At 60.9% G+C, this 23,568-nt stretch carries 23 protein-coding genes; 15 read left to right on the forward strand and 8 right to left on the reverse strand.

Features of this window, described 5'->3' with window-relative positions:
• Positions 1–34: 34 nt before the first annotated feature.
• From NL528_RS21835 to NL528_RS21855, 5 genes are all read left to right on the forward strand, one after another.
• Positions 35–3,193 carry a CusA/CzcA family heavy metal efflux RND transporter gene (locus NL528_RS21835; RefSeq protein ID WP_309184713.1) on the forward strand — a complete coding sequence of 1,053 codons (3,159 nt, stop codon included), beginning with the start codon at positions 35–37 and terminating at the stop codon, positions 3,191–3,193.
• A gap of 166 nt (positions 3,194–3,359) precedes the next feature.
• Positions 3,360–4,649: a TolC family outer membrane protein gene (locus tag NL528_RS21840; RefSeq protein ID WP_309185006.1), complete on the forward strand. Its 1,290-nt coding sequence runs from the start codon at positions 3,360–3,362 to the stop codon at positions 4,647–4,649.
• Between the two features lie 19 nt (positions 4,650–4,668).
• Entirely contained in the window at positions 4,669–4,935 is a 267-nt protein-coding gene (locus tag NL528_RS21845) for a hypothetical protein (RefSeq protein ID WP_309184714.1), read from the forward strand.
• A gap of 86 nt (positions 4,936–5,021) precedes the next feature.
• Complete coding sequence (locus NL528_RS21850; RefSeq protein ID WP_309184715.1) at positions 5,022–5,783, forward strand: enoyl-CoA hydratase-related protein; 762 nt, start codon at positions 5,022–5,024, stop codon at positions 5,781–5,783.
• Between the two features lie 293 nt (positions 5,784–6,076).
• On the forward strand, positions 6,077–6,313 hold the full coding sequence (locus NL528_RS21855; RefSeq protein WP_309184716.1) for a hypothetical protein: 237 nt from the start codon (positions 6,077–6,079) through the stop codon (positions 6,311–6,313).
• Here the strand turns inward: NL528_RS21855 and NL528_RS21860 are convergent.
• The 4 genes from NL528_RS21860 to NL528_RS21875 all read right to left on the reverse strand — a co-directional run bounded on the left by NL528_RS21860 (position 6,255) and on the right by NL528_RS21875 (position 10,067).
• Complete coding sequence (locus NL528_RS21860) at positions 6,255–7,223, reverse strand: DUF2927 domain-containing protein (protein ID WP_309184717.1); 969 nt, start codon at positions 7,221–7,223, stop codon at positions 6,255–6,257. The two genes, NL528_RS21855 and NL528_RS21860, sit on opposite strands and share 59 nt — an antisense overlap.
• Positions 7,220–7,696, reverse strand: a complete 477-nt coding sequence (locus NL528_RS21865; protein ID WP_309184718.1) for an EF-hand domain-containing protein — start codon at positions 7,694–7,696, stop codon at positions 7,220–7,222. The genes NL528_RS21860 and NL528_RS21865 overlap by 4 nt, the downstream gene beginning before the upstream one ends.
• A gap of 540 nt (positions 7,697–8,236) precedes the next feature.
• The gene (locus NL528_RS21870; protein ID WP_309184719.1) at positions 8,237–8,488 is read right to left on the reverse strand and encodes a DUF3551 domain-containing protein; all 252 of its coding nucleotides are present in this window, start codon (positions 8,486–8,488) and stop codon (positions 8,237–8,239) included.
• A 235-nt stretch (positions 8,489–8,723) separates the two neighbouring features.
• Positions 8,724–10,067, reverse strand: a complete 1,344-nt coding sequence (locus NL528_RS21875; RefSeq protein WP_074272158.1) for an IS1182 family transposase — start codon at positions 10,065–10,067, stop codon at positions 8,724–8,726.
• A gap of 182 nt (positions 10,068–10,249) precedes the next feature.
• Between NL528_RS21875 and NL528_RS21880 the strand changes: the two genes are divergently transcribed.
• The gene (locus tag NL528_RS21880; protein ID WP_309184720.1) at positions 10,250–10,441 is read left to right on the forward strand and encodes a hypothetical protein; all 192 of its coding nucleotides are present in this window, start codon (positions 10,250–10,252) and stop codon (positions 10,439–10,441) included.
• 79 nt (positions 10,442–10,520) lie between these two features.
• Here the strand turns inward: NL528_RS21880 and NL528_RS21885 are convergent, their stop codons facing one another.
• The gene (locus NL528_RS21885) at positions 10,521–10,934 is read right to left on the reverse strand and encodes a hypothetical protein (RefSeq protein ID WP_309184721.1); all 414 of its coding nucleotides are present in this window, start codon (positions 10,932–10,934) and stop codon (positions 10,521–10,523) included.
• 1,125 nt (positions 10,935–12,059) lie between these two features.
• On the opposite strand from NL528_RS21885, the gene NL528_RS21890 reads away from it, so the two are divergent.
• Complete coding sequence (locus NL528_RS21890) at positions 12,060–12,410, forward strand: hypothetical protein (RefSeq protein WP_309184722.1); 351 nt, start codon at positions 12,060–12,062, stop codon at positions 12,408–12,410.
• 127 nt (positions 12,411–12,537) lie between these two features.
• Here NL528_RS21890 and NL528_RS21895 read toward each other — a convergent pair whose 3' ends face one another.
• Entirely contained in the window at positions 12,538–12,783 is a 246-nt protein-coding gene (locus tag NL528_RS21895) for a hypothetical protein (RefSeq protein ID WP_309184723.1), read from the reverse strand.
• 2,793 nt (positions 12,784–15,576) lie between these two features.
• On the opposite strand from NL528_RS21895, the gene NL528_RS21905 reads away from it, so the two are divergent.
• Positions 15,577–16,278, forward strand: coding sequence for a retropepsin-like aspartic protease (locus NL528_RS21905; RefSeq protein ID WP_309184725.1), 702 nt, complete (start codon positions 15,577–15,579; stop codon positions 16,276–16,278).
• A gap of 346 nt (positions 16,279–16,624) precedes the next feature.
• Here the strand turns inward: NL528_RS21905 and NL528_RS21910 are convergent, their stop codons facing one another.
• Together NL528_RS21910 and NL528_RS21915 are read right to left on the reverse strand one after the other, a co-directional pair.
• Positions 16,625–17,746 (reverse strand): tyrosine-type recombinase/integrase, encoded by a 1,122-nt coding sequence (locus NL528_RS21910; protein ID WP_309184726.1) that lies wholly within the window; start codon positions 17,744–17,746, stop codon positions 16,625–16,627.
• Between the two features lie 2 nt (positions 17,747–17,748).
• Positions 17,749–17,934: a hypothetical protein gene (locus NL528_RS21915; protein WP_309184727.1), complete on the reverse strand. Its 186-nt coding sequence runs from the start codon at positions 17,932–17,934 to the stop codon at positions 17,749–17,751.
• 747 nt (positions 17,935–18,681) lie between these two features.
• Here NL528_RS21915 and NL528_RS21920 point away from each other — a divergent pair.
• The 7 genes from NL528_RS21920 (at position 18,682) to NL528_RS21950 (ending at position 23,558) form a co-directional block, all read left to right on the forward strand.
• Positions 18,682–18,870, forward strand: a complete 189-nt coding sequence (locus tag NL528_RS21920) for a hypothetical protein (protein WP_309184728.1) — start codon at positions 18,682–18,684, stop codon at positions 18,868–18,870.
• 121 nt (positions 18,871–18,991) lie between these two features.
• Positions 18,992–20,992: an AAA family ATPase gene (locus NL528_RS21925; RefSeq protein WP_309184729.1), complete on the forward strand. Its 2,001-nt coding sequence runs from the start codon at positions 18,992–18,994 to the stop codon at positions 20,990–20,992.
• A 316-nt stretch (positions 20,993–21,308) separates the two neighbouring features.
• Positions 21,309–21,683, forward strand: a complete 375-nt coding sequence (locus NL528_RS21930) for a hypothetical protein (protein ID WP_309184730.1) — start codon at positions 21,309–21,311, stop codon at positions 21,681–21,683.
• A complete protein-coding gene (locus tag NL528_RS21935; RefSeq protein ID WP_309184731.1) occupies positions 21,673–21,975 on the forward strand; it encodes a hypothetical protein in 303 nt (100 codons plus the stop codon). Before NL528_RS21930 ends, NL528_RS21935 begins: the two co-directional genes overlap by 11 nt.
• Positions 21,976–22,067: 92 nt before the next feature.
• Positions 22,068–22,769 carry a recombinase family protein gene (locus NL528_RS21940; RefSeq protein ID WP_309184732.1) on the forward strand — a complete coding sequence of 234 codons (702 nt, stop codon included), beginning with the start codon at positions 22,068–22,070 and terminating at the stop codon, positions 22,767–22,769.
• A 62-nt stretch (positions 22,770–22,831) separates the two neighbouring features.
• On the forward strand, positions 22,832–23,266 hold the full coding sequence (locus NL528_RS21945; RefSeq protein ID WP_309184733.1) for a hypothetical protein: 435 nt from the start codon (positions 22,832–22,834) through the stop codon (positions 23,264–23,266).
• Positions 23,256–23,558 carry a hypothetical protein gene (locus NL528_RS21950; protein WP_309184734.1) on the forward strand — a complete coding sequence of 101 codons (303 nt, stop codon included), beginning with the start codon at positions 23,256–23,258 and terminating at the stop codon, positions 23,556–23,558. Before NL528_RS21945 ends, NL528_RS21950 begins: the two co-directional genes overlap by 11 nt.
• Positions 23,559–23,568: the final 10 nt, after the last annotated feature.

Consider the following 23,568-nt stretch of genomic DNA (forward strand, 5'->3'; position numbering starts at 1 on the left):
CGCCGCAATTGTTCTCTCGCGAAAACCGGATCGAATGGATCGTCTCGTAGCCTTTGCTGTCAATCGCCGGTTTCTGATGGTCGGGCTGTTTGCCGCCGTGATCATCGGGGGGCTCGTCGCGTTTCAGCAATTGAACATCGAGGCCTATCCCGATCCGACGCCGCCGATGGTCGACATCGTGACTCAGAGCCCCGGGCTGTCGGCCGAGGAGATCGAGCGCTACATCACAATTCCGCTGGAGACGCAGGTCGCCGGCATCAAGAACATGAAAGTGATCCGTACGATATCGCTGTACGGCTTGTCCGACGTCAAACTCCAGTTCTCGTTCGATTACACCTACGACCAGGCGCTGCAGCAGGTGTTGAACCGCCTGTCGCAACTGTCGCCGCTATTGAACAACGCCCAGCCGCAGATTTCCCCGCTTAGTCCCATCGGTGAGATCTATCGATACCGGCTGGTCGGGCCGCCAAATTACTCCGTGCTCGATCTCAAAACCGTGCAGGACTGGATTCTGCAACGCCGCTTTCGCGTCGTTCCCGGGGTTATCGATGTCACCGGCTGGGGCGGCAAGACGAAAACCTATGAGCTTCAGGTCGACTTCAACAAACTGGTCGCCAACGGGCTGACGTTGCCTCAATTGCTACAGGCCGTGAGCAACGCCAACGTCAACGTTGGCGGCAACACCGTCAATATCGGTCCGCAGTCGGCAGTCGTGCGCGGCGTGGGGCTAATCCGGTCGATCGACAGCCTCGGCAATACCATGGTCGCGTCGAGCAATGGCACCCCGGTTCTTGTCCGGGACGTCGCGACGGTCACCGTGGGCGAGCAGCCGCGGCTGGGCATTGCGGGTGAAAATCAGGACGACGATATCGTCCAGGGCATCGTGTTGATGCGGCGCGGCGAGCAGAGTTCGCCAACCATCGCCCGCGTCGAGGAACTCGTTGCAAGCATCAACAACTCCACCATCCTCCCGCCGGGAGTCCGGATCGAGCGAATCTACGACCGGAAGGATTTGATCGAGACCACCACGCATACCGTGCTGGAGAACATGGTGGTTGGGATCGCGCTGATCGTTTTCCTGCAATGGCTGTTTCTGGGCGATCTGCGCAGCGCGTTGATCGTCGGGGCGACCATTCCGTTTGCGCTGTTTTTCGCCGTCAGCATTCTCGTGCTGCGCGGCGAGTCCGCCAATCTGCTCTCGGTCGGGGCGATCGATTTCGGTTTGATCGTCGATGCCACCGTCATCATGGTCGAGGCGATATTTCGGCGGCTATCACACACCAACAAGCTCTCGGCGAGCGAGCAGGCCGCGATCTCGGCCAACACCGTCCTGGACATGAAGAAGCACGCGATCCTGAGTGCTGCGGTCGACGTGTCGCGGTCGATCTTCTTTGCCGCCGCCATCATTATCGCGGCGTTCCTGCCGTTGTTCACCCTGAGCGGCGTCGAAGGCAACATTTTCAGCCCGATGGCCCGGACCTATGCCTATGCGCTGGCCGGCGGTCTGCTCGCGACGTTTACGGTTACGCCGGCGCTGAGCGCCATCATTCTGCCCGCGCATGTCGAGGAGACCGAGACCTTCATCATGCGGATCCTGCACCGCATCTACATGCCGGTGCTGGCGCGCTCGCTCGCCAGTCGCCGGCTCGTGCTGATGGGTGGGGCGGCGTTGATCGTGATGACCGTGATCGCCGTTCGCCTGCTGGGGCTCGAATTCCTGCCGAAGCTCGAGGAAGGCAATCTATGGATCCGGGCGACGTTGCCACCGACGATCTCGCTGCAGGAAGGCAATTCCTATGTCAACGAGATGCGCAAGGTGATTGCCGACTTGCCGGAGGTCGATGCGGTGGTTTCGCAGCATGGCCGACCGGATGACGGCACCGATGCGGCGGGCTTTTTCAACGCGGAGTTTTTCGCGCCGCTCAAGCCCGCAAAGCAGTGGCCTGACGGAGAAAACAAGGATCAATTGACGGCCAAGCTGCTGGCCCAACTACAGGACAGGTTTCCGGGCGTCGAGTTCAATTTCTCGCAGTACCTCCAGGACAACGTCTCGGAGGCGGTTTCCGGCGTGAAGGGAGAGAACTCCATCAAGCTGTATGGCAACGACCTGGAGGCGCTTACCGACACTGCCAACAAGATCAAGGCCGTGCTCGCCACGGTGAAGGGTATTACCGACCTTGCGGTCTTTACTTCGCTCGGCCAACCCACGATCCAGATCGATATCGACCGCGCACGGGCGGCGCGATACGGCTTGTCGCCGGGCGATATCAACACGACGATCAAGACGGCGATCGGCGGCGACAGCGCCGGCGACCTGTATGAACCCGGCAGCGATCGCCATTTCCCGATCATCGTGCGGCTGGCGCCGCAATATCGGCGGAGCGCGGAGGCCATCCAGAATTTGCGGATCGGTGTGCAAGGTCCGAACGGCATCACGCAGGTTCCGCTCAGCGAGGTGGCGTCGATCAAGCTGGTGTCGGGTGCAGCCTACATCTACCGCGAACAGCAGGAGCGCTACCTCCCGATCAAGTTCTCGGTGCGCGAACGCGATCTCGGCGGCGCCATCAAGGAAGCGCAGGAGAAGGTCGCAGCCCAGGTGCAGTTGCCGGCGGGGTCGCGCGTCGAGTGGGTCGGCGAGTTCGGCAATCTGCAGGACGCCATCAAGCGATTGTCGATTGTGGTGCCGATCAGCCTGGCGCTGATCGCCATGCTGATCTGGTTCAATTTCGGATCCGTCGTGGACACCATTTTGACCATGAGCGTGATCCCGATGGCGGTATTCGGCGGGATCCTCGGACTGCTGTTGACCGGCATTCCGTTCAGCGTGTCGGCGGCGATCGGGTTCATCGCGCTGTTCGGCATCTCGGTGATGGACGGCATCATCATCATTTCGCAGTACAACCAGCTCATAGATGAAGGCATGGAGCGGGGCAGGGCGATCCTGCGCACCGGAGAGCTGCAGTTGCGGCCGGTGCTGATGACATGCGTGGTCGCGGGCATTGGTCTGCTGCCGGCGGCGTTATCGTCCGGAATTGGATCGCAGGTGCAGAAGCCGCTGGCGGTCGTGGTGGTCGCCGGCATGATGCTCGCGCCTGTCGTCATTCTCGTCACATTGCCGGCGCTGATCTCGATGTTCTCGCGGCGAAGCCGGCCTGGTCTGGCTCCCGAAGGCAATCTGGCGCCGGCGGAATGATGGGCCAAGTGGGTGGACGAGGTGAGTGGTGAGTAGCGTCGCGTCCGAATGCGCACCGATGTTGCAAAGGACGGGGCTTCGGTTCACTGCGCCGCTGCTCTGCCTCGTTGCGTTCGTGAATCTCGCTGAAGTCGCTTCGTGCGCGGCCGAAACCTTGCCGGAAGCGATGGTGAAGGCTTACCAGTCGAACCCGCAACTCAACGCGGATCGCGCCCGCCAGCGCGGCACCGACGAAAATGTGCCACAGGCGTTGGCGGGCTACCGGCCGCAGATCGTGGCGAGCCTGAGCGCCGGGCTGCAGGCCGTCCGCAACCTGTTGCCCGACAACACGGTGCAGGGCGACACGCTGCGTCCATGGACGATCGGCGTCACGGTCTCACAAGTCCTGTTCAACGGCTTCAAGACCGCCAACAGCGTTCGGGTTGCGGAGTTTCAGGTGCAGTCCGGGCGCGAGGCGTTGCGCAACACCGGCCAGGGCGTGCTGCTGGACGCCGTGACGGCCTATATGAACGTGCTCGCCAACCAGGCGCTGGTCGAGGCGCAGCGCACCAATGTTGCGGTCCTGCGCGAGATCCAGGCGACGACCAAAAAACGCCTGGACGCCGGTGACGTCACGCCAACCGACACCGCCCAGGCCGAAGCCCGATTGAGCCGGGGGCTGGCCGATCTCAATGCGGCGGAGGTCGTCCTCGCCATCAGCAAGGCGACCTATACCCAGGTCGTCGGCGACGCTCCGTCTCAATTGGTTCCGGCCGCGCCGGTCGACCGCCTGTCGCCGATTGCGCTGGCGGCAGCGACCGAAACCGCCAATCACGAACATCCCGCAATCCTCGGCGCGGGCTTCGACGTTGACGTGGCGCAAACCACGATCAAGGTCGCCGAAAGTAGCCTGTTGCCGACGGTGGCGGTGCAGGCGAGTGCCAGCCGAACCAAGCAGTCGGATTCGACGCTCAGCACATTCGGCACCGACCAAGCCTCGATATTGGGCCAGATCAACGTGCCGATCTACGACGGCGGCACCGCGGCCTCGCAAACCCGGCAGGCCAAGGAGGTGGCGTCGCAGAGCCGCATGGTGCTGGAGCAGGTCAGAAACCAGGCGAAAACAGCGGTCGTCAGTGCCTGGGTATCCAATGAGGGAACCAAGGTCGCGCTCACGGCGGCCGAGTCCGAAGTGCGCGCGGCCGATACGGCCCTGCAGGGAGTCCGGCGCGAGGCGGCGGGCGGCCAGCGCACTACGATCGATGTCCTCAATGCGCAACAGGACCTGACCACCGCCCGGTCGCGCTTGATCCAGGCTCAGCGCGACCGGGTGATCGCATCCTACACGCTGCTGAGTGCGGTCGGTCGGCTCGACGTACATACCCTCAATCTGAACACGCCGGACTACCTGCCCGAGGTCCATTACCACCAGGTCCGGGATGCCTGGCACGGAGTCCGTACTCCGTCAGGTCAATGATCGATACGAGGCTAGACACATGACCGGCCGAACCAGAGCAATGACGACCCTCGCGGTGGCCGCGGCCGTCATTTCATGGCTTGTGGTCCCGGCGTATCCCCAGAGCATCCAAAACAGAAAGAGCGGCGGCCCTTCAAATCCGCCCCCGGCCGAAACGCATCCGCCGGTGGACGAAAAAGCCTACAAGGCCGCGCTCGATCGAATACCGGTCCCCGACCAGAAATATGATCCTTGGGGCATCGCTCGCCCGCCCGAACCGGGGAAGGGCACGAAAAAATCAAACTGAGGATGAACCGCGTCAGGTGTGAAGACGTTGCCTTGGCACGCCGCGGCCTGCGAGGGACCACCTGCATCACATTTCCGGGGGATAGCATGACCGAGCACATCATTGTCGAGGATGAAGACTCTACGCGCACGATCACGATGCGGCGTCCTGAGAAGAAGAACACGCTGACGCAAGAGATGTACCTCACCATGAGCGATGCGATCGACTCGGCGCAATCCAATCCTGCGATCCGCTGCCTGATCCTGACCGGCCGTTCGGGGGTATTCACGGCCGGCAACGACATCGGGGATTTTCTGCGGGCAGCAACCGAAAAACACGAAGCGGCACGGCCGAGAAATGCCGTGATCTTCCTGCAGTCGCTGGTGAACAACAAGAAACCGATCATCGCGGCCGTCGACGGCATCGCCATCGGTATCGGCACCACCATGGTGTTTCATTGCGATTACGTTGTCGCGAGCACGACGGCGACGTTCTCGTCGCCCTTCATCCAGTACGGTCTCGTTCCGGACGGGGCTACCAGCCTGTTGGTGCCGCAAATGGTGGGTCATCAGCGCGCGTTTTCGATGCTGGTGATGGGACGGCCAATGACCGCCGAAGACGCCCGCACGGCCGGTTTCGTCAACATGGTTGTTCCGCCCGGCCATGCCGTCGTCGAGGCCCGAAAGGTGGCGCGCGAGATCTGCGCGCTGCCGGCGGATGCTGTCGCAATCGCTCGGAAGCTGTTGAAGCTGCCGACCGAGGATCTGGTCCGCCGGATCGGTCAGGAAGATCATTTCTTTGGCGAGCGGATGCGTTCGCCGGAGGCCATCGCGGCGTTTCAGAATTTCTTCCTGCGAAAGAAGCGATGACGCTTGGCTCGATGCCGCCTTTGGCCTTTTGTCGCACTGCGGGATAAGTTTTCGCGGCTGCGATTTCTTCCCACTCGATCCGCTGCCAATTCTTTCACCGATCAATCGACTTGCTGATCTTTCGAGCAAGGCGCGGACTGATCCTTGCGCTTCGCAAAACCCGGGATCATCATGATTCACAGGGACCAACACGACGCCGAACAGAGTCGTCGACAGGAAACGCTGGGAACACCAGGCCTATTCCGCTGAAGGCCTGTTCGGTTTGGGTTGTCTCGAACCAAATGGAGGCTGTCATGTATAAATGCCTTGCCACCGTCACGCTCGCCGCTGCGGCCGTCGCACTATTGGCGTCGCAACCCGCCCAGGCCGGCGCGTCAGCCAGCGCACCTTCGAAGTACGGTCACTCCAGCCAGGTCGCGACCACGCATCAGGTGCGCACCAATCGGCTGGCGCGAAATCCCGACGTCGCGATCACTGAATACTCTTCCTCGTCTGCGAAGAATCCGCCGCGAGGGCACGGCTATCGCTAGTCGGTCCGGGGTCAGCCGTCTGCGCGTCCGTTGATCGAAGCAACGGGCCGTTTTCCCCCTGCGTGTTGGGTGCTTCGCGGCCATCCGCGTGGCGCGCGGGATTGGCGCTATTGATCCATACCCGCACGGTCGGCAGCACCTTGGGCAGCAGGCCATTGACCTCCGCCTTGGTCATGCCGGCGCGAACGCGCGGGTCGTAGAGGATGTTGAGTAGATATTGGTCGTAGACGTCGAAGAAACCCATTTGGACGTCGTCGTTGAACATGGTCCAGGGCACCGACCGGTCGTCGTTGATCGCGCCAAGCGCCTGCAGCAACTCCTCATAGGCGCAATCGTAGAAGGTGAATTCGCCGGCATCGACGGGAAGGATCACTTCGGCGCGTCGTATGCGGTAGCGCCTGTCCTTGCCGATCCCTGACAGGCATTGCGGATTGAGCGATTGCTGAATCCGCGCTGCCTTGCCGCTGCCATAGCGCGCGCGAATGACCTTCTTGATATCCCGTTCGGCGACCAGCGTAACGAAGAAGTTGGCGGCCTTCTTGTCGCTCGTGATCGCGACGTCGAGGTGGTTCACATGCGCGCGAATGTCGGCAACGATCGAGGCAATCTCAGGTGCGCGGTCAGGCTGGCCCTGGCTCGCCACGAATATCCGGACCGGTTCATCGAACTTCCGCACGCGGTCGGCCGGCGCGCCGAACTGCAATTCGGCGTTCAACGCGATCTTGAAAAACCCGTCTTTGATCTCGTCATTGGAAAAATCGCCGCGCTCGGCGGCGCGCCGCCTGCTGATTTCGGGGTTCTCCGCGCGGGCGGAGCCGCAACCCATTACAGCAAGCATCAGCGTGATCGCGGCAAAGGCCGTCAACCGGATCAGGCGAGCCTGCCGATTTGTCGGCCCGCGCGACGTCAATGGAACCGGTCCCGAGGCCGCTCCGCCGGGCCTTGCGGGCCCTTTGGGGCGTTCGCTGCTCTTATTTCATCGCCTGTGACACGACAGTCGCCATTCCTGTCGAACCGCAGGATGAACGCGTTCGGCTTCTCGACGAACTCCTTGCGCGTGATCTTGCCGTCCTGGTTCTCGTCGAAATAGCCGAAATCCGCCTCGGCCAGCGAAGCTTCGGCTTTCTGCACGGTGACGAACTCGGAAGGATCTAGCTTGCCGTCATGGTTGCGATCGGCGGATGCAAAAAGCCGCTCCGCAAAACTCTTCCATTCGTCGCAGGTGTAAACGCCGTCGCGGTTGGCGTCCCAGATCGGCGGCCCGTTCCTGAGCATGCCATCCTGCGCGGGCTGGGCCGTGGATTGGGCAAGAGCGAGCGGCCCGCTTGTTAGCAGCAGTTCGACCGCGACAACGATGCCGCAAAGCAAATTTCCGCGCGACAAACTCCGCTCCTGTTTCCAGGCCCGTGAATCGGACCCTTCTGACGGATTGACGTGGATCATTTGCCGAGTGTGACATTGGAAATCGATATGGATTGGCAGTGCATTTCATAGCAAAAACATAGCCGTCCACACGGGCCACGCCGGAATCGCGAGAAACGAGGGCGGGCGCAGGCCTGTTTCGAGTCGTCCGGCTCGTTCGGCTGGAATTGATGGCTTGCTTAGCCCGTCGGCGAGCCCAAACGAAATCACGCATACCGCAACGGCGCCACGCCTTGGTGCCGGTGGGCGAGACCAAGATGTAAAGGCCGCCGCCATCGGCGACCTTGAAGGCCTTCGCCTGGGGTTTGAGGTATTTGAATACAAGCCCGATGGAAGCCGCACAGCGCGCGAAGCATAGGTACGCGTCCCCGGCAAGCACAGGAACCACGATGCCGCTTGGGACGCGTTTCAGGACATGATGGCAACGCGGCATTGAGGGCACTTCGAAGCCAGCCCGTCCGCCGGTTCACGCCGGCGGGCTGGCGTCTCTAGCGACCCGCCTTAGTAGACGCGGCGCGGATGCCACCGATAACCCGCGGGCCCTTCCGCGCCCGCGAAATATGGATTGATGAAGCACTGGGCGGCGCGGCCCGATGCCGACGCGTTGCACTGAGGCAGCGACGTGTATCTGCATTCGTAATAGTGGGCGTGGACCCGCAGGCAAACCGGGTAAGCCGGATCATACGTCTGGGCCGCCACCGGCTCTATTGATACCGTCCCGATCGCCAAAATCGCCAAGGCCAGAATGCGCATCTGAACCTCCTTAGGAATTGGCGGCTATGATTAGACTTGCAGTTCCGCTTTGGCGCTCAAATAGGTATTCTCCGCGCAACAGGGAAGCGGTTGTCGACCGCAGGCGGGCCGTTGTCTTACGGGGCTGGTTTGTCATCCAGAGTTAATGCGCGCCGCCTCTAATGGCAGCGTTTCATCACCTAGGAGTCCGTCCAGATAGGTGCTGCGACGGGCATTTATTGGCATGTTAGCCGGCTCAGGCAGCCTTTGCGAGGGTGAACAGCTTCAGGAGGTTGTGGGCGGTGCAGATCATGGCCCACTCGGCACGCACTTTTTCGACACCCCGCAACAGGAACTGGCGGAAGCCGCGCGCCTGTTTGATCTGTCCGAACACCGGTTCGACCACTTGCTTTCTCAATCGGTAGGGCGTTTCGAAGCCGCCATCGTCGATCTTCTTTCGCATCCGTTGGGTCAGCGGTCCGCCGATTTTTCCGTTCGCGGCTGTCGGGTGCTTGGCGCGTCCAGGCGCGACATAGCCGTCAACGCGATGTGCTTCGAGCGCTTCGAGATTGGATTCGCTGCAGTAGCCGGAGTCCGCTGAGGCCTGCTCCGGCGTGCGGCCGAGATTGTTCTCGATGGCCTCGATCAGGGGCACCAGCTGGCCCTGATCGTTGCCGCACTGCGTCAGTTCGTGCGCGACAATGATCTGGGCGCCTGCGTCGACGGCGGCCTGTGCATTATAGGCCTGAACGAAGCCATCCTTCGACTTCATGATGCGGCTTTCCGGATCGGTGAAGTTGCGTTGCGACTTGGGATCAGGCTGGTCCGATGCCGGCGCCGCCGGTTTGCCCGGCTTCTTGCGGCCTTCGGCTTGGCGCTGCTGTTCCTTTTCGGCCTCGATGCGACGCTCTTCCTCCGCGGCCAGCCTGGCGTCGGCCTCCAGCGCCGCCATCGCCTGCTGGATCTTCGCCAGCCGCTTCTCCTTGTCGCCAGCCCAATCCGGCAGCTCGTCGCCGCGTTTGTCTTTGCCGAAAGTCTCGTCCTCCTGAGCATCCGCCGCCTCAGCGGCCGCCAGCATGCGAGCGACCTCGGCTTTCAATTCCGCCTCGCGTTTCTTCATGCGCTCATAACTCATCGCTTTATGTTTCGACGCGTTCGCTTTGATCTTCGTGCCATCAAGCGCGACATGGCCGAGTTTGACCAGCCCTGCCGTCTCGCACAACTTCAGAACCTGCAGGAACAGTGCGCCGAGCGCCTTCAAATGCCGCTTGCGGAAGTCGCTGATCGTGCGAAAATCCGGCGGATCGAGCGCGACAATCATTACAAAATCATTCCGTTCGCGGCAGGCCTTCGCGATCCGCCGCGATGAATACAGCCCACTCGCATAGCCGTGCAGCACAAGCGCCACCATCATGCGCGGGTCGAACGGCGGCTGCCCGAGCCCGCTCACATAGCTGCCCGTGATCTCCTTGAGATCGAGGCTCTCCCGCACCAGTTCAACGATAAACCGCGAGACATGGCCTTTCGGCACGAAGTCCTGCACATTCGGCGGCAGAAGCAGCGTCTGATCGATATTCCAGGGGCGAAAATACTTGCTCATCGCCCAAGGTTGAATCAGACTCGCTCAGAATTGAACAGCCACTATTCGGACAGGCTCCTAGGCTTACTTCGATCGCCGGGCCGGTTGCCGGGCTTTCGCTGTCTGAAAAGTCTCTCCTCTCTCAATTGCTAAGAGCAAGGATGCTTCGTAACCTCCATCCGTTCCAACCAAGGAGGATTTTGATGAGAGCTATTACCATACTCGCTTTAACGGCCTTCCTTAGCTTGACCATTGCCGCGTCGTTCACGCCCGCCTATGCGGCCGCAGGGGGTGCAATGAGTGGCAAGGGTGACTTTGCCACTAGAGGCTACAACCAAGCCGCCAAAGAAAAGAAAGTGAAGGGCGCAAAGACGGTGAAGCCGAAACCGCAATGAGTTTCACCTGCTCAATCCTGATTAGCCGAATAATCAAAGCCCGCCGGTTCACGCCGGCGGATTTTTCTTGTTGGAATGGTCAGTCGACCAGTCGCAGCACCTTGCCGCCCCCCGGATCGGTAGGCGGCCGGCTCACGGTCAGTTTACAGCAAACGCTGTCTGATCGCCGAATAATCCCGCTGCGAAAGTGTTGTATGCCTAGGAGCGACCTTTCGTCCAAGGGAGGGAAGGCATAATGCGAAAAACGATTATAGCCCTGTTCGCACTGGCAGCGGTCGGCTTGGTTCTGCCTATGGCCGCGCCGACCGAAAGTTTCGCCCAGCTTGGCTCTAAGGCAGGTGGCGGCGGCGGTGGCGGTGGCGCCGCAGTTGGCGGCGGCGGTGGTGGGGGTGGGGGTGGGGGTGGTGGCTTCGGTGGGGGTGGTGGCTTCCATGGCGGTGGTGGAGGCGGCTTTGCCGGCTCGAAATTTAGCGGCGGCGGTGGTGGCTTCCATGGCAGCGCTGGTTTAGGTGGAGGAGGCTTCCGCGGTGGCGGCTTTCATGGGCGTTTCGCGAGCGGTGGCTTCCACGGTGGAGGATTTCACCGAGGCGGATTTCACCGACGTGCGTTTGTAGGGTTAGGCTTCGGATCCTACGGCTACTATGACGGATACTATCCCTACGCGTACAACGACTACTACTACGACGATGGCGGCTGCTACGTCGTCCGTCGCCGCGTGCATACCCGCTACGGCTGGCAGATTCGACCCGTCCAGATCTGCGGATAATATGCTGCCTGAAAAGACCCGCCGCTTCACGCCGGCGGGTCGTTCCCCTTTCGGGAGATCATTTAAAAAAAACAGCCGTCAAGCCGACCGCGACGCGCGAGATCACGCCGTACAAGCGGGCATCCGGACGATGAGAGGTGAGGGCGCCTGGTTCACGCCCTGAATATATTTGCCGGTGTCCTCGAGAGTGACAAGCTGGCGACCGCGCGCGGCTCAGCTACCTAATCTTAGCCAAGCACTCCTTCAGGCGCTCAAGCTCCGAACGGACTTGCGTTTCCATGGTGTCTCGTAATGCGAGAGTGCCCCTGCTGGACAATTCTGCGGAGGCCTTTCTGTCCAGATTCTGCTTCCAATCCCGGATTGCCTGCTTAGTGGCGCTTTGGGCCTCCGACGTAGCCTTAAGGTACGCCATGATGCAGGCATCGGCCATTGAGCAAGTCTGGCACTCTTGTGCGGCGGCAGCACTTGAAACAAGCAAGGCAAGTGCCGCGGCAAAGACCTTCATTGCTTTTCCCCAAGTATTGGCCCGGTGAATGTTCTGTGAGGGATGCCGGCGTCAGAGCCGGATCACTCAACGACAAGCAGATAGAGCGGCTGCTTGAGTGCTTCGACGCGAGAGGGCTGAAGCTGTATTGCCAGTCGTGGATGGCAACATTTTAATTGGCAATGTGCCGCTGCCAGTAGCCCGGTAAAGTGCGCCGACTTGGCGCCTCATTGCCAGCGCGCAGCCACTTCCTTCCTTGGGCTGGGAGGGCTTGCCAGCGTAGGCCCCTACTGGGGACGCTTCCGCCAACTATATGCCAACTATATTATGCGTAGACTTTACCCCTCGCGCTGACGGGAGTCCGGATCATGACGAAGAAATTCGCTTTCTTGATTGTCGCTGCCATGGGCTTGGTTGCGCCATCCTATGCCCAAGTCAGAGTCATCACTGGCGACGTCGAACACATCTACGGGCCAGGAGGGGAGATCCTCGACAGTCCGGAGCTTAGGGCAAAGAACCTGCGTGCAAAACGCCAAATGCGCAGTGAGGAGAGGGGCGCTGGTCCCGTCGAGCAACAAAGGCTGTCCGTCCAGCAGAGCGGTCCACTTCAAGCGCCAGATAGTTGGTGGAACAACGACGTTGCGCGACGCCAGGCGCCAAAGAGCTGGTGGAACTACAACGGTTATGAACCGCCCAAGAGCGCGTGGAGCAGCCAGTGAACTCGGCAGGCGAACCGAGGCTGTGTGTGTGAGTTGGCTGGTGGGAATTGGTCAAGCTGCCGCGGACCGCAGCTTCAATATTGCGCCAGCCGTAACCCGCTCGCCGGCCGCGAGTCTGCACTCGATCTCAGGCCGCGCGCTCGCCAGCAGCGACGGCGTTGGGGACCGCAAACGAGGGTCGAACATCCGCGCCGCGGTGCCCATAGGCCTTACAGGTGAACTTCGGCTCGAGATCGGATAGCCGGACGTCGTCCGGCCACGGTGCGGCATCGATCATTACCGAATGCGCGCACTTGTAGTCGCTGCAGTAGACGAGCAGCCGGTGAGGACCGGATGACCGCATTTCCCCGAGAGTGATTTTCTGTTCACGCATACCGGTCCGCGCCATTGGAGCATGACCCATCAAAGCGCGGGCAGACCAGTATCGGCAAGCCGCTAGGGATTGCGGGTCGATTCAGGGCAAGCGAGCTTGACGAACAAGTCCCGTTTCGCGACTGGCAAGGCGTGGGGATGGTGTGATGGACAGGGACGCAATTGACCTAGCTCTTCACGGGATACAGCAGATGGTCGAAGTATCGATCCGAGCGGCTGAAACCCTGCAGGGCGTTTGTGACGACAACGGATGCCGTTCGCAGACCATGAGTTGTTAGATTTCAGCCTCTTCGACCTCGCGCGGCGCGTTAAGGCGTCGCGGGCGATGCTCTACGAGGGTGACAGGCCGGTATCTATCAAGCCAGTGCTTTCGATCGTGCGCGATCAAGCCTGAAAAAAACGAAGCCCGCCGGTTCATGCCGGCGGGTTTTCATTATTGGTTCGATCAAACAAAAAGACCGCCCGAAGGCGGTTTCTCTCAGCATCAAGTGAGCGTGAGATGTGAAGCAGTTCACATTTGAAAATCGCGAGTTGATATAAGGCAGCGCAAACCCGTTTTCGGGAGACAGCGATGCTATTATTCAATAGCCAGATCCATTGGCGGGGAATAGGCAACACGGTCGTCGTCGAGCTTCTCGTCTTGCTCGCGCTTGCGTTCGGGGTTGTTCGTTACGTGGAATGGTCATCGGACGCTGCTCAGGCCGAATTTATGAGCGCGACCAAGCCATCAGCCTCTGATCCGAATCATTCCGGCGAATTTTCAATTGCGACCCAGCCCCTCAAGGGGCGAACCGGTTGCCCTCGGAAGGGTTGAACTACTGCAGGGAACCGCCTTCACGGGCCCGCGCGTTGAACGCGCTGCTGCCGGGATCGTGCCAAACAGAACGGCGCTGTTACCAGCGCCGTTCTGGTGCACCTACGCGTGGAACCGGCCCACTTCGACTGGCGCTGGCGGGAGCGACCCGCTCTGGCTCTGCTGGCGTGGGAAGCCGTGGCTCGCGATCCGCTAGCAAGGCTACGCCGCATCCAAGTGGAGTCAATTAGGACGACAATTAATTTTAGACCAGCGGCTATCACCCATCGCGACACCGCAGTATCGGCCTTGCCGATCGAATGCTCAGCAGACAGGTCGCCGACTGAGACCCCGCCGGATCGGCGGCGGGGTGGTCAGTCATTCGGCATCCCTAGCTGGACAGGCGATGAATCGATATCGAGGAACCCAAGCGGAGTTCCAATTCTCGATAGTTTCACCGCACACGGCGCATTCAAAGCTGCTGATCTCGCGTGCCTGGGCAATGTGTTCGCTGCGGTCATAAGCCGCGCCGCACTTACAAGTTCGATGGGTACCGATCATCGGACATCATCCCCGCCAGCGTTTGGGATGCTTGTCTGTCATTCGCCTTCCGCAATCCTTTGCCTGCCAGCGTTCGTTAGTCGAAGTTCGCCCGGCAATTCCAGGATGTATCCTAGTTGGATCAGTCGGTCTTTGTGTTCGGGCGGGATTGTGCGGTGCATCGGACCCTTGGCGCAGTGCTGCAACGAGGCGAATTCTTCGCGGGTTAATGGTGGTGCAGACAAGCCTTGTGCCATCCCGCGAACATGCGCTCCGGACTGTCCGTTTTCCAGTGAGTAAGCCTGCCATAATCAAACTGAACCCACTACCAGGGCTCGGCAACCGGACGATGAGAGGTGAGGCCGCCGGTTCACGCCGGCGGGTTTTTCTTTGCCCTAAGGGCGGCGCGCTGCACGGCGTCCGGTGCTGTCCTAATTAGGACACTCACTCTTCCGAATTAGGACATTGGACCGGCCATATTGATTGGTGAATTCCAGGGCGTCGTGTCCTTTCTCGGAAAGGGGCGCGATGGGAATGCGGCCCCAGCCAAGGCCCGGCTGGGGTCGTCTCTTTGGGCCTCACGGCGGGGAATTAGGACCCCCAAAACAAAGCGAGGGTCACTTGCACCAAAGGACAACTGAGGCGGCCTTACTTCGGCGGATGTAGTTCGCCCGTGAACCAGCAAGTTGCATCTGATTTCATCGGATCCGACGGTATGGCGATTTGTTCGACGTGATCGCATTCGGAGCAGTTGAGCCTGCGAAGTTCATATCCTGTAGGCCCCGGCGAGGTGCGCGCAAGCTTCATGCGCGCTCGGCATTTCGGGCAGCGGAGTTGCGGAATTGCGAATAGTGGGATTGCGGCTGGGTAATCTATCATGGCATTCCCCCTTGCTTCAGGCGGGAACTGAAGTCGGAAACAGGCCCGTACCTAAGTTACGTGCCGCTAACTGGCGGTTCACGCGACTCGATCTCGCGTTCGACTACCGACGCCAGCAAACTGAAATGCTCGGCTAATCTAGAGAATAACTCTCGTTTCGGAATATCCGTCGCTAGATCACGGATAATAGCACATTCTGCGGCGTCGCAGCGGAGCTTCTCCAGATACGCCCGCATGTCCTTCATTTTCGTCCCTTCTCCCCACGCTACTCCCCTCCCTGGAATTAGAAAACTTAAATTTGCCTTGGCCGGCGATGCCGGAAAGCGTCGCGCTCGGCATCCAGCACAGCCTCAAGAACCACGAGGGGAAGGGCGTCCAGATAGTCGGGGAAGCGAGGCCAACAAGAAACCGAGGTACCCCAAACTAGTTCGGAGCGATCAACTGGGTTGCGGTAGTTTGGCTGGCCGTTGGCCCCTCGTTTCCGCGTTGCCGCCGGCTGCAATGGGCGGCCCCAGATTAGCCCCAAGCCCCGCTGGGGCCGCCCGGTGGGCCGCTAAGGGTAGGGCGTAGATTAGGCGGACAATGGTCAAGGTCGATCCCTACAGCATCGTCTTCCTGGCGATGGCAGTCTTTTTCTTCCTAGTGCGCAGTGTCCTCAGACTCCGCACTGGGAGCGAACGGTCGCCTGTGACCGACGCCTTCTTCTATCGCCTCTCCATGATTGCAGCCGTTTCAGGCGCGATGCTTTACGTCGCCGACAAAGCCCAGTGGCATTCGCGGCTCGAGGCTGCCTCAACCCCTGTCGCCGCACCTACTATCGCCGCAACTACTGAATCGGCTCCGGTAGCGGACAGCGTGCCGATCTATCCAACTAACAATGGCACGTCGGCAATGATAGATGTGGTATTGGGCGTCCAGCCGCTTAGGATGCTGTTGGATACTGGCGCGACAACCTGCCTGGTATCAGAGGCTATCGCTGCCAGAATTGTACGCGATGGTTATGGGGTTCGGCAGGAAGCTGTTCGCTTCAAGATGGCGGATGGCACGATCCGCACGCTGCCAACCCTTCTCATCAGGGAGGTGCAGATTGGTCGGCATACTGTCCGCAACGTGTGGGCCGGGGTTTCATCTACAGGTGAGATGCTACTGGCCTTCCCCGTCGTCAATGCCATCGCTCCATTCACAATCGACACGCGAGCGAGGTTGTTGATTTTTCATACTTCCTCCAACTCGATAGGCGGCGGTCACTTTGCTGCATCCACGACTGCTAGTTGGCGCGGCTAATAACAACGATGCAAAAAAAGCCCCGTCGGAAGGTCGGGTAAGAGAAACTCTGCGGGCGCGCGACGGAATTGACGCTATGCCGTTCGCAATTTTTGAGAACGAAAACGGAAATCGCCGTGTCGCGTCCGTGTCGCATTGACTAACGGTACTAGACGGGAAAGCCTGATATCAAAGGGTTTTCTTCAATAGATAACGCGACACGGATTTTTCACGAACCAAACACTCATCTTATTGAAATCATTGGCGATCCCAGCAGAAAGGGCAGGAGCCTTGTCCTTCAATGAGTTAGAGTGACTAACGCCTCTAAACCCGCGTAGCGGCTTTTAAGGGCTTCCAAAGCGAGTGACTAACGGGTTTTTGCCAGTTTCGTCATCGCGGCGTCGGCCGAACGCTCCTGATCGACCTCATCGAGATATTCCTGCAACTGATCCAGCGAGCTGTGGCCGCTGACGGCCATCAATTCGACGCCGGTAGCGCCAGCATGTGCCAGCGTCCGAAGCGCTGACTTTCGCAGACCGTGGGCGCGATAGTTTCGGGTCCGGCCGTCGTCGCACAAGACCGGCTTCAAGCCAGCGGCATTGCACCAATCGGCGAACTTGTTGCCAAACGCTGCAGCCGATGCGAATGGCCTGCCATAGTCATTGACCAGGAACGTCAGCACCCCCTCGGACTTCGTCGACTCGGGCAGGGCATCGAGCGCCTCCTGCAATTCCGGGATGATCCTAATCGTCAGCATCTTGCCGGTGCTGCGCAGTGTCTTATGGGGACGCCAAGAGAGTTTGCCCTCGCGGGTGTGCTGCTTGCCGATGACATGCGCGTCGTGCCGGCGTGCCGCGATGTTCAGAAGCAGTTCGATGGCTGCCCGCGCGACGGTGCCCAACTTGTGATGCTCTCGGTATTGGTCGATCTGTGGTTCCAGCCATGTCATATGGCCGCTGCTCTTGGCACCGTCCTTGAGCGGCTTGATACCGGCGGTCGGATCGACTGTTACCGCGCCTTGTGACATTGCGAACGCGATAAACCCGCGCAGCGCCTTGAGGAAATTCTTCTGGGAGTTGGTGGTTTTGCCTTCCATTACTGCTCTGATGCTTTTCTCGCGCATCGTCGCGACATGGTTTTCCCCGTAGCGGCGACCGCTCGGGGTTTTGAATTCCCGGAATGCATCAAGGATAGGCCGGCGCATGTTCTGGGTGGCCTTGGCGATGGCTTTCTTGAAGGCGTCGTCCTTGTAATAGGCGACCACGAGAGCATCGACGGTGCCGCCCTTGGTGCGCCCTCCGCCGATTTCGGCAGGTGATTGCGTCCCGCCGGTCTTTTCGACCAGCGCGTGATAGGTCTCCATAAATTCAGCCGAACCGGCCCGGCCCTTGATCGTAACCCGCTTGTGGCCCTTGCGTCGAAACGTGTGCCGGACCTTGCCGCGCGCGTCGATGAAGGTGTTGACGAAGTCCAGCTTGATTTCGGCCATTGCTAATCCCACTCGCTCGGCTCGGGTTTGAACTCGCCTGCCAACGCCGTTTCCGCCTCGCCGACGTTGACCCGAATCAGGCCATCGGGGCCGATCTCGACATTACGAATAGGCAAACCTGTTTGCTGTACGGTTTTGATGGTCCGGAAGATTTCGCGCGGCTTGACGCGCCATGGACGGTTACTCATTGGACATACCTCGGGTGCGCAGAGAAATTGCCCATGCCGTGGCCAGCCGTGTCCGTCGTGCTGGGTTGGGATTTTCGCGTCGGCACCCAAGGGCTACGTCTCAAAATAGCCTATCCGTGCTTAAAGCTCAATTATCCCGTTAAAATTAGCGTGTTGATGAATGTAGGTCCAGGTCGTTGCCGGCCAGCACTTCCATCACTACCCGCCGACGTCGATTGCGATGTTGCCGATCTCGGCACCGCAAGAGTGTTGTTCGAACCTTTCGGCGCGCGACTTCACCGTGTTCGATAACAAGACCTCCGGCGTCGGCGTCGGCGAGTGCCGTTGTCGTCTGCAATTGTCCGAACCGGTTTGGCTCGACGTCGACGTTGCGCAGATTCTTTACGGCGAGTGTCCATCGCCGTACCAAGTTGTCCCAAACCGTTCCTAGCTCGGCCATTTCAATTTCAATTGCTCAATACCTCAATTCCAAAAGCGTAAATTAGCCTTACGAAATAGGCACTGTACTTCGTGATGGTGATAATCCCCATCGCCGACGTTGGCCGAGAGCTGCCCGGTTTCGGCGCTGCGTCCGAAAAATGTTTTCATCACGCAAAACCTCTCGGCAGGCCAACGACATAGCACCATCATCCGTAAGCTCACCTTACGGAATGCAAGCAATTTCAACGGCTTACGGGTTGCCGTGGGCGGCAAGGCACCATAAACATTTCCGACGCGAAACACTCAATTGATGATGAGGTTGCGTCGATGTCACCCAAGAGAATTTCACCACCGGCACAGGTCCGCTTTGACGATCAGCTCAGGGCGCGCGTGAATGATTGGCGGCGGCAGCAGGATAAAATCCCGACGCTGGCCGAAGCGGTTCGCGCTCTCGTCAGGATGGGCCTCGGCGCGGCCGACGTGCCCGAGCCAAAGCGGAAGGAACGTGCCGCATGAAACACCACGGCGCACCGTCGCGGGGTGCGCCGGGTCAGGAATGCACGGACGAATTGGAAACTTGTCCAAAATACCCTGACGCCGCCGCCGCCGCAATACCTCGAACGACCGAGGTATTGTCATGACCGCGCTCGATGTCGCCACCGGCTATGTTGCGAAGGGCTGGAACCCGGTGCCGCTGCCGTTCAAGCAGAAGCGGCCGGTCGACGTTGGCTGGCAGCATCGCCGCATCGCGACGAGGGCTGACGTCGAGAGATACTTCGACGGCAAGCAGATGAACATCGGCGTCGTGCTCGGCCCCAGCTCACACGGCCTGACCGATGTCGATCTCGATTGCGACGAGGCCATCGTGATTGCACCTGCGGTGTTGCCGCCAACAAAGGCGATCTTCGGCCGGGCATCGGCGCGCGCATCGCATCGGCTCTATTATCATCCGACACTGGCGACGACGGTCGACAAGGCGACCCTGCAGCTCAAGGACCCGACCACCGATGGCATGCTGCTGGAGGTCCGCGTCGGCGGCGGCGACAAGGGCGCGCAGACGGTCTTTCCTGGATCGGTTCACGAGAGCGGCGAGCCGATCACCTGGGAGGAGAGCGGTGAGCCCGCCCTGGTCGATGATGACCTCGTGCATCGCGCAAAGGTTACGGCGGCGCTCTGTCTGCTGGCGCGGTACTGGCCGAAGAAGCAGCCCGGCGGTCATGGGTCCCGTCACGATGCTGCGCTCACGGTCGGCGGCTTCCTGGCGCGCTGCGGCTTCAAGCTCGCCTTGGTCAAGCACTACACCGAGTTTGTCGCCCGCGCGGCGAACGACGAGGAGCCTCACGACCGCATCAGGGCCGCAGCAGACTCGGTGGTCGCCTACCAGAAGGGCGATAAGACGCGGGGCTACCCCGCACTGAAGGACCTGTTCGGCGACAAGATCGCGGACAGGGTCGCCGACTGGCTCGGCTACCAGGGCGCGCGGGACGATGGACCGTCCGGCATTGAGGCGTCGCCGTCCGAACCCGTTGTCGCGATGCCCTACGCCTGGAAGGCTGCGGAGAGCCTCGCGTCCCGGCAGTGGCTCTACGGTCGCCGCCTGGTACGGAAGTACGTCACCGGCACCGTCGCACCGGGTGGCATCGGCAAGTCGTCGCTGGAGATCGCCGAGATCATGGCGATGGTGTCAGGTAAGCCCCTGCTCGGGATCATGCCGCCGAGGCCGTTGCGGGTTTGGCTCTGGAACCTCGAAGACACGCGCGAGGAAACCGAACGCCACATCCAGGCGACAGCCAAGTTCTACGGGCTCACGCCGGACGACATCGGCGACCGGCTCTATGTCAACTGCGCCCGCGAGACGCCGCTCGTGATCGCGACCACGACGCGCGACAAGGCCGTCATCGTCCGGCCGGTCGTCGACAGCCTCATCGCCGAGATCATCAAGAACAAGATCGACGTCGTCGTCATCGACCCGTTTGTCTCCTGTCACCAGGTCACCGAGAACGACAACAATGCGATGGACATGATCGCAAAAGAGTGGGGCCGCGTTGCCGAGCGCGGCAACTGTGCCGTCGAGCTGGTGCATCATGCCCGCAAGGGTGAGGCCGAGATCACGGTCGACAGCTCGCGCGGCGGCAGCGCGCTTGCCGATGCCTTGCGGAACGTCCGCGTCGTCAACCGCATGAGCGAAGTGGATGGCGAGAAAGCCGGTGTCGCCAACCACCGGCTCTACTTCCGCACCTATAGCGACAAGGCCACGCTGGTGCCGCCCGCCGACAACTCAGACTGGTTCAAGCTCGAAAGCGTCGATCTCTGCAATGGCCCGCCCGGTGAGAGCGACCTGGTCGGCGTCGTCAGGGTCTGGAAATGGCCCGATGCAATGGCCGGGATGACCGCCGCCGACTTCGATAAGGTCGCCGTCGTGATCCGCGCAGGCAAATGGCGCGAGAGCAGCCAGGCCGAGGCATGGGTGGGCTATGCGGTCGCCAAGGCGCTGGGCCTCAACGCCGACAACAAAAAAGACCGGTCGCGTATCCTTGGCATGCTCAAGGTCTGGTTCGGCGCAGGTTCGCTGATCAAGGTCGAGGGGCTCGATGAAGCGCGCAGACCTCGCATGTTTATCGAGGTCAAGGAGAGCTAGTTGCTCCACTTGATGCTCCACTCCGGGTTTTTGGGGAACCGTGCTCCGCTCCACCCTCCACCCCCATATAGGGGGGTGGAGGTGGAGCAGATCGCAGCTCCACCTGCTCCACCCTTGCTCCACCTGAAAACACGCCAGGTGGAGCAGCACAAAACTCCTTTCTGTGAGCGACGGCTCACGGCTACGCCGCCGGGACACGGCGCTGATGATGCCCTAGACAGTAATGTTATCTTCTCCACGACGACGACGACGAAGAAGACCACCCGGCACGAGCCGCATCTTCTCGACATCGCGCCGATCAGCTACAGTGCGGTGCATGAGCGAGATCACGACGCAAGCAGATCGCGATGGCCGAACAGGCCGTTTCCTGGCGGGCAATAACGGGGGCGGACGCAAGCCCGGCAGCCGGGGTAAGCTCGGCGAGCAGTTTATCAGCGATCTGCGCGACGTCTGGAGCGAGATGGGCATCTCCGCGCTGCGACAATGCGCCGAACAGGAGCCCGCGCAGTTCTGCCGGATCGTGGCGTCGTTGATGCCAAAAGACGTCAACTTGTCCATCGGCCCGAACGCCGCCAGCTTTGCTGAAACTTTCCAGCATGCGCTTTCGCTGCTCGGCAATTCCGTTGAGCCGCCGCGCCTGCGTCGGCCACTGCGAACCATCGCGCCAAAGGTGATCGAGCATGGCAATTGATGCCGGTGATCTTGAGACTCTGAAAGCGCTGGAGGCCACGGTGCCGGAAACCGACACGCTATGGCCGTTGACGTCGATCCCGCAAGTTCTCGCCTACCTCGCCACCTGGGCCAGGGCGGAGGGCATAGCCGAGGACGAAGTGATCGAGCTGACAGCTCGTGCTGCCGATCTCGGTCCCGCCGCCGCGCGGCATGCTGGGGCCATCCTGGGGAGGTTGGGCTATGCCAAGGTCGCCGACCGGCTGCGCGAGATCGCGGGCAGGCGAAAGCATGATCTCCGGCCATTGGCCTGAAATCGGGGAATAATCGCGACGCTTCCATTGCCCTTTGCCGGCTCCTGCTGTACAGTTTTCTCAGGAGATTTGTACAAAACAGGGGCAAGCCTATGGCCCGCAAGGGAAAACAGGTCGAGGCGGTCGCCTATATCAGGACATCGTCGGCCGCCAATATCGGCACCGACAAGGACTCCGACAAGCGCCAGCGCGCCGCGATCGAGGGCTTCGCCAAGCGCGCAGGCTTCGCCCTGGTAGGCGAGTTCAACGATGCCGCAGTATCCGGCGCTGACCCCATCGACGCACGGCCGGGCTTCTCTGCATTGCTGGATCGCATCGAGGGCAACGGCGTCCGAACCGTCATAGTCGAAGATGCCAGCCGCCTCGCTCGCCAACTGGTGACGCAGGAGCTGGGCATCATTGCGTTGATCGCTCGCGGCGTTCGCGTGCTGACCGCATCAGGCGACGACTTGTGCGACGATTCCGATCCGTCGCGGACCATGATGCGGCAGATCGCCGGAGCGTTTCACCAGTACGAGAAGGCGCGCTTGGTCGCGAAGCTGAAAGGCGCGCGGGATCGCAAGCGCGCTAAGATGCAGGCGGAGCAGCCGGGCAAGACGGTCAAGGTCGAGGGCCGCAAGACATGGGCCGAGAAGAACCCGGAGCTGGTCGCCGAGGCCAAGCGACTGCGCGGCGCGCCGCGTCGGCCAGACAGATCACTGCGGGAGATCGCGGCCGAGCTGGCAAACCAAGGCCACGTCGGAAAGCGCGGCAAGCCGTTCTCGGCGTCGTCCATCAAGCAGATGCTCGCATGATGGTGACGCCGCCGCCGACCATCGCCGCCGAGAAGTAGCGCGACGCTGCGCACCATGCGCCCATGCGCCACCTCGCCTCGACCGCTCCGCCCCCAGGGGAGCCGTCTGCCGGGGCACCCCGGACTGCTCGGCCAGCCGTCGATTTAATTTGCGACACCAAGGGCCGATTTCTAACTGGCGGGAAACCGGGACCGGGCCGAAAGGTTGGTTCTCGTAATGCCCTCTCTGAAAGTTTTGTCGCCGATCTCAAAAACTGCTGGGAGCTGCATGGCCGCGATGCATTGGATCGCGTCGCGCGCGATCAGCCCGAAGTCCTGCTCAAGGTGGTAGCGTCGCTGATGCCAAAAGACGTCAATTTGTCCATCGGCCCGAACGCCGCCAGCTTTGCTGAAACCTTCCAGCACGCGCTTTCGCTGCTCGGCAATTCAGTTGAGCCGCCGCGCCTGCGTCGGCCGCTGCGAACCATCCCGCCAAAGGTGATCGAGCATGGCAATTGACATCTCCGCCGATCTTGAGCGCCTGCGGGTGCTGGAGGAGGAGCAGTATCCAGTTTCCGACGAACTGCAGCCGTTGGCGTCGATCGAGGCTGTCTTGGGCTACCTCATCGCCTGGGCCAGGGCGGAGGGCATACCCGAGGACGATGTGGTCGAGCTGGCAGCTCGTGGTGCCGATCTCGGTCCCGACGCCGTGCGGCATGCTGCGGCCATCTTGGGGAAGCTGGGCTATCGCGCGGTGAGCGACAGGCTGAAGCAGATCGCCGGGCGTCGCAAGAACCTCCCGCCGCTCTGAGGGGCAGGCG

This window comes from Bradyrhizobium sp. Ash2021, from assembly GCF_031202265.1.
Classification (GTDB): domain Bacteria; phylum Pseudomonadota; class Alphaproteobacteria; order Rhizobiales; family Xanthobacteraceae; genus Bradyrhizobium.

Coding starts and splice junctions, on each gene's coding strand:
- NL528_RS21835 (WP_309184713.1), top strand. CDS start 35: ATGGATCGTCTCGTAGCCTTTGCTGTCAATCGCCGGTTTCTGATGGTC.
- NL528_RS21840 (WP_309185006.1), top strand. CDS start 3,360: ATGGTGAAGGCTTACCAGTCGAACCCGCAACTCAACGCGGATCGCGCC.
- NL528_RS21845 (WP_309184714.1), top strand. CDS start 4,669: ATGACCGGCCGAACCAGAGCAATGACGACCCTCGCGGTGGCCGCGGCC.
- NL528_RS21850 (WP_309184715.1), top strand. CDS start 5,022: ATGACCGAGCACATCATTGTCGAGGATGAAGACTCTACGCGCACGATC.
- NL528_RS21855 (WP_309184716.1), top strand. CDS start 6,077: ATGTATAAATGCCTTGCCACCGTCACGCTCGCCGCTGCGGCCGTCGCA.
- NL528_RS21870 (WP_309184719.1), bottom strand. CDS start 8,488: ATGCGCATTCTGGCCTTGGCGATTTTGGCGATCGGGACGGTATCAATA.
- NL528_RS21875 (WP_074272158.1), bottom strand. CDS start 10,067: ATGAGCAAGTATTTTCGCCCCTGGAATATCGATCAGACGCTGCTTCTG.
- NL528_RS21880 (WP_309184720.1), top strand. CDS start 10,250: ATGAGAGCTATTACCATACTCGCTTTAACGGCCTTCCTTAGCTTGACC.
- NL528_RS21885 (WP_309184721.1), bottom strand. CDS start 10,934: ATGGAAGCCACCACCGCCGCCGCTAAATTTCGAGCCGGCAAAGCCGCC.
- NL528_RS21890 (WP_309184722.1), top strand. CDS start 12,060: ATGACGAAGAAATTCGCTTTCTTGATTGTCGCTGCCATGGGCTTGGTT.
- NL528_RS21895 (WP_309184723.1), bottom strand. CDS start 12,783: ATGCGTGAACAGAAAATCACTCTCGGGGAAATGCGGTCATCCGGTCCT.
- NL528_RS21905 (WP_309184725.1), top strand. CDS start 15,577: ATGGTCAAGGTCGATCCCTACAGCATCGTCTTCCTGGCGATGGCAGTC.
- NL528_RS21910 (WP_309184726.1), bottom strand. CDS start 17,746: ATGGCCGAAATCAAGCTGGACTTCGTCAACACCTTCATCGACGCGCGC.
- NL528_RS21915 (WP_309184727.1), bottom strand. CDS start 17,934: ATGAGTAACCGTCCATGGCGCGTCAAGCCGCGCGAAATCTTCCGGACC.
- NL528_RS21920 (WP_309184728.1), top strand. CDS start 18,682: ATGTCACCCAAGAGAATTTCACCACCGGCACAGGTCCGCTTTGACGAT.
- NL528_RS21925 (WP_309184729.1), top strand. CDS start 18,992: ATGACCGCGCTCGATGTCGCCACCGGCTATGTTGCGAAGGGCTGGAAC.
- NL528_RS21930 (WP_309184730.1), top strand. CDS start 21,309: ATGAGCGAGATCACGACGCAAGCAGATCGCGATGGCCGAACAGGCCGT.
- NL528_RS21935 (WP_309184731.1), top strand. CDS start 21,673: ATGGCAATTGATGCCGGTGATCTTGAGACTCTGAAAGCGCTGGAGGCC.
- NL528_RS21940 (WP_309184732.1), top strand. CDS start 22,068: ATGGCCCGCAAGGGAAAACAGGTCGAGGCGGTCGCCTATATCAGGACA.
- NL528_RS21945 (WP_309184733.1), top strand. CDS start 22,832: ATGCGCCACCTCGCCTCGACCGCTCCGCCCCCAGGGGAGCCGTCTGCC.
- NL528_RS21950 (WP_309184734.1), top strand. CDS start 23,256: ATGGCAATTGACATCTCCGCCGATCTTGAGCGCCTGCGGGTGCTGGAG.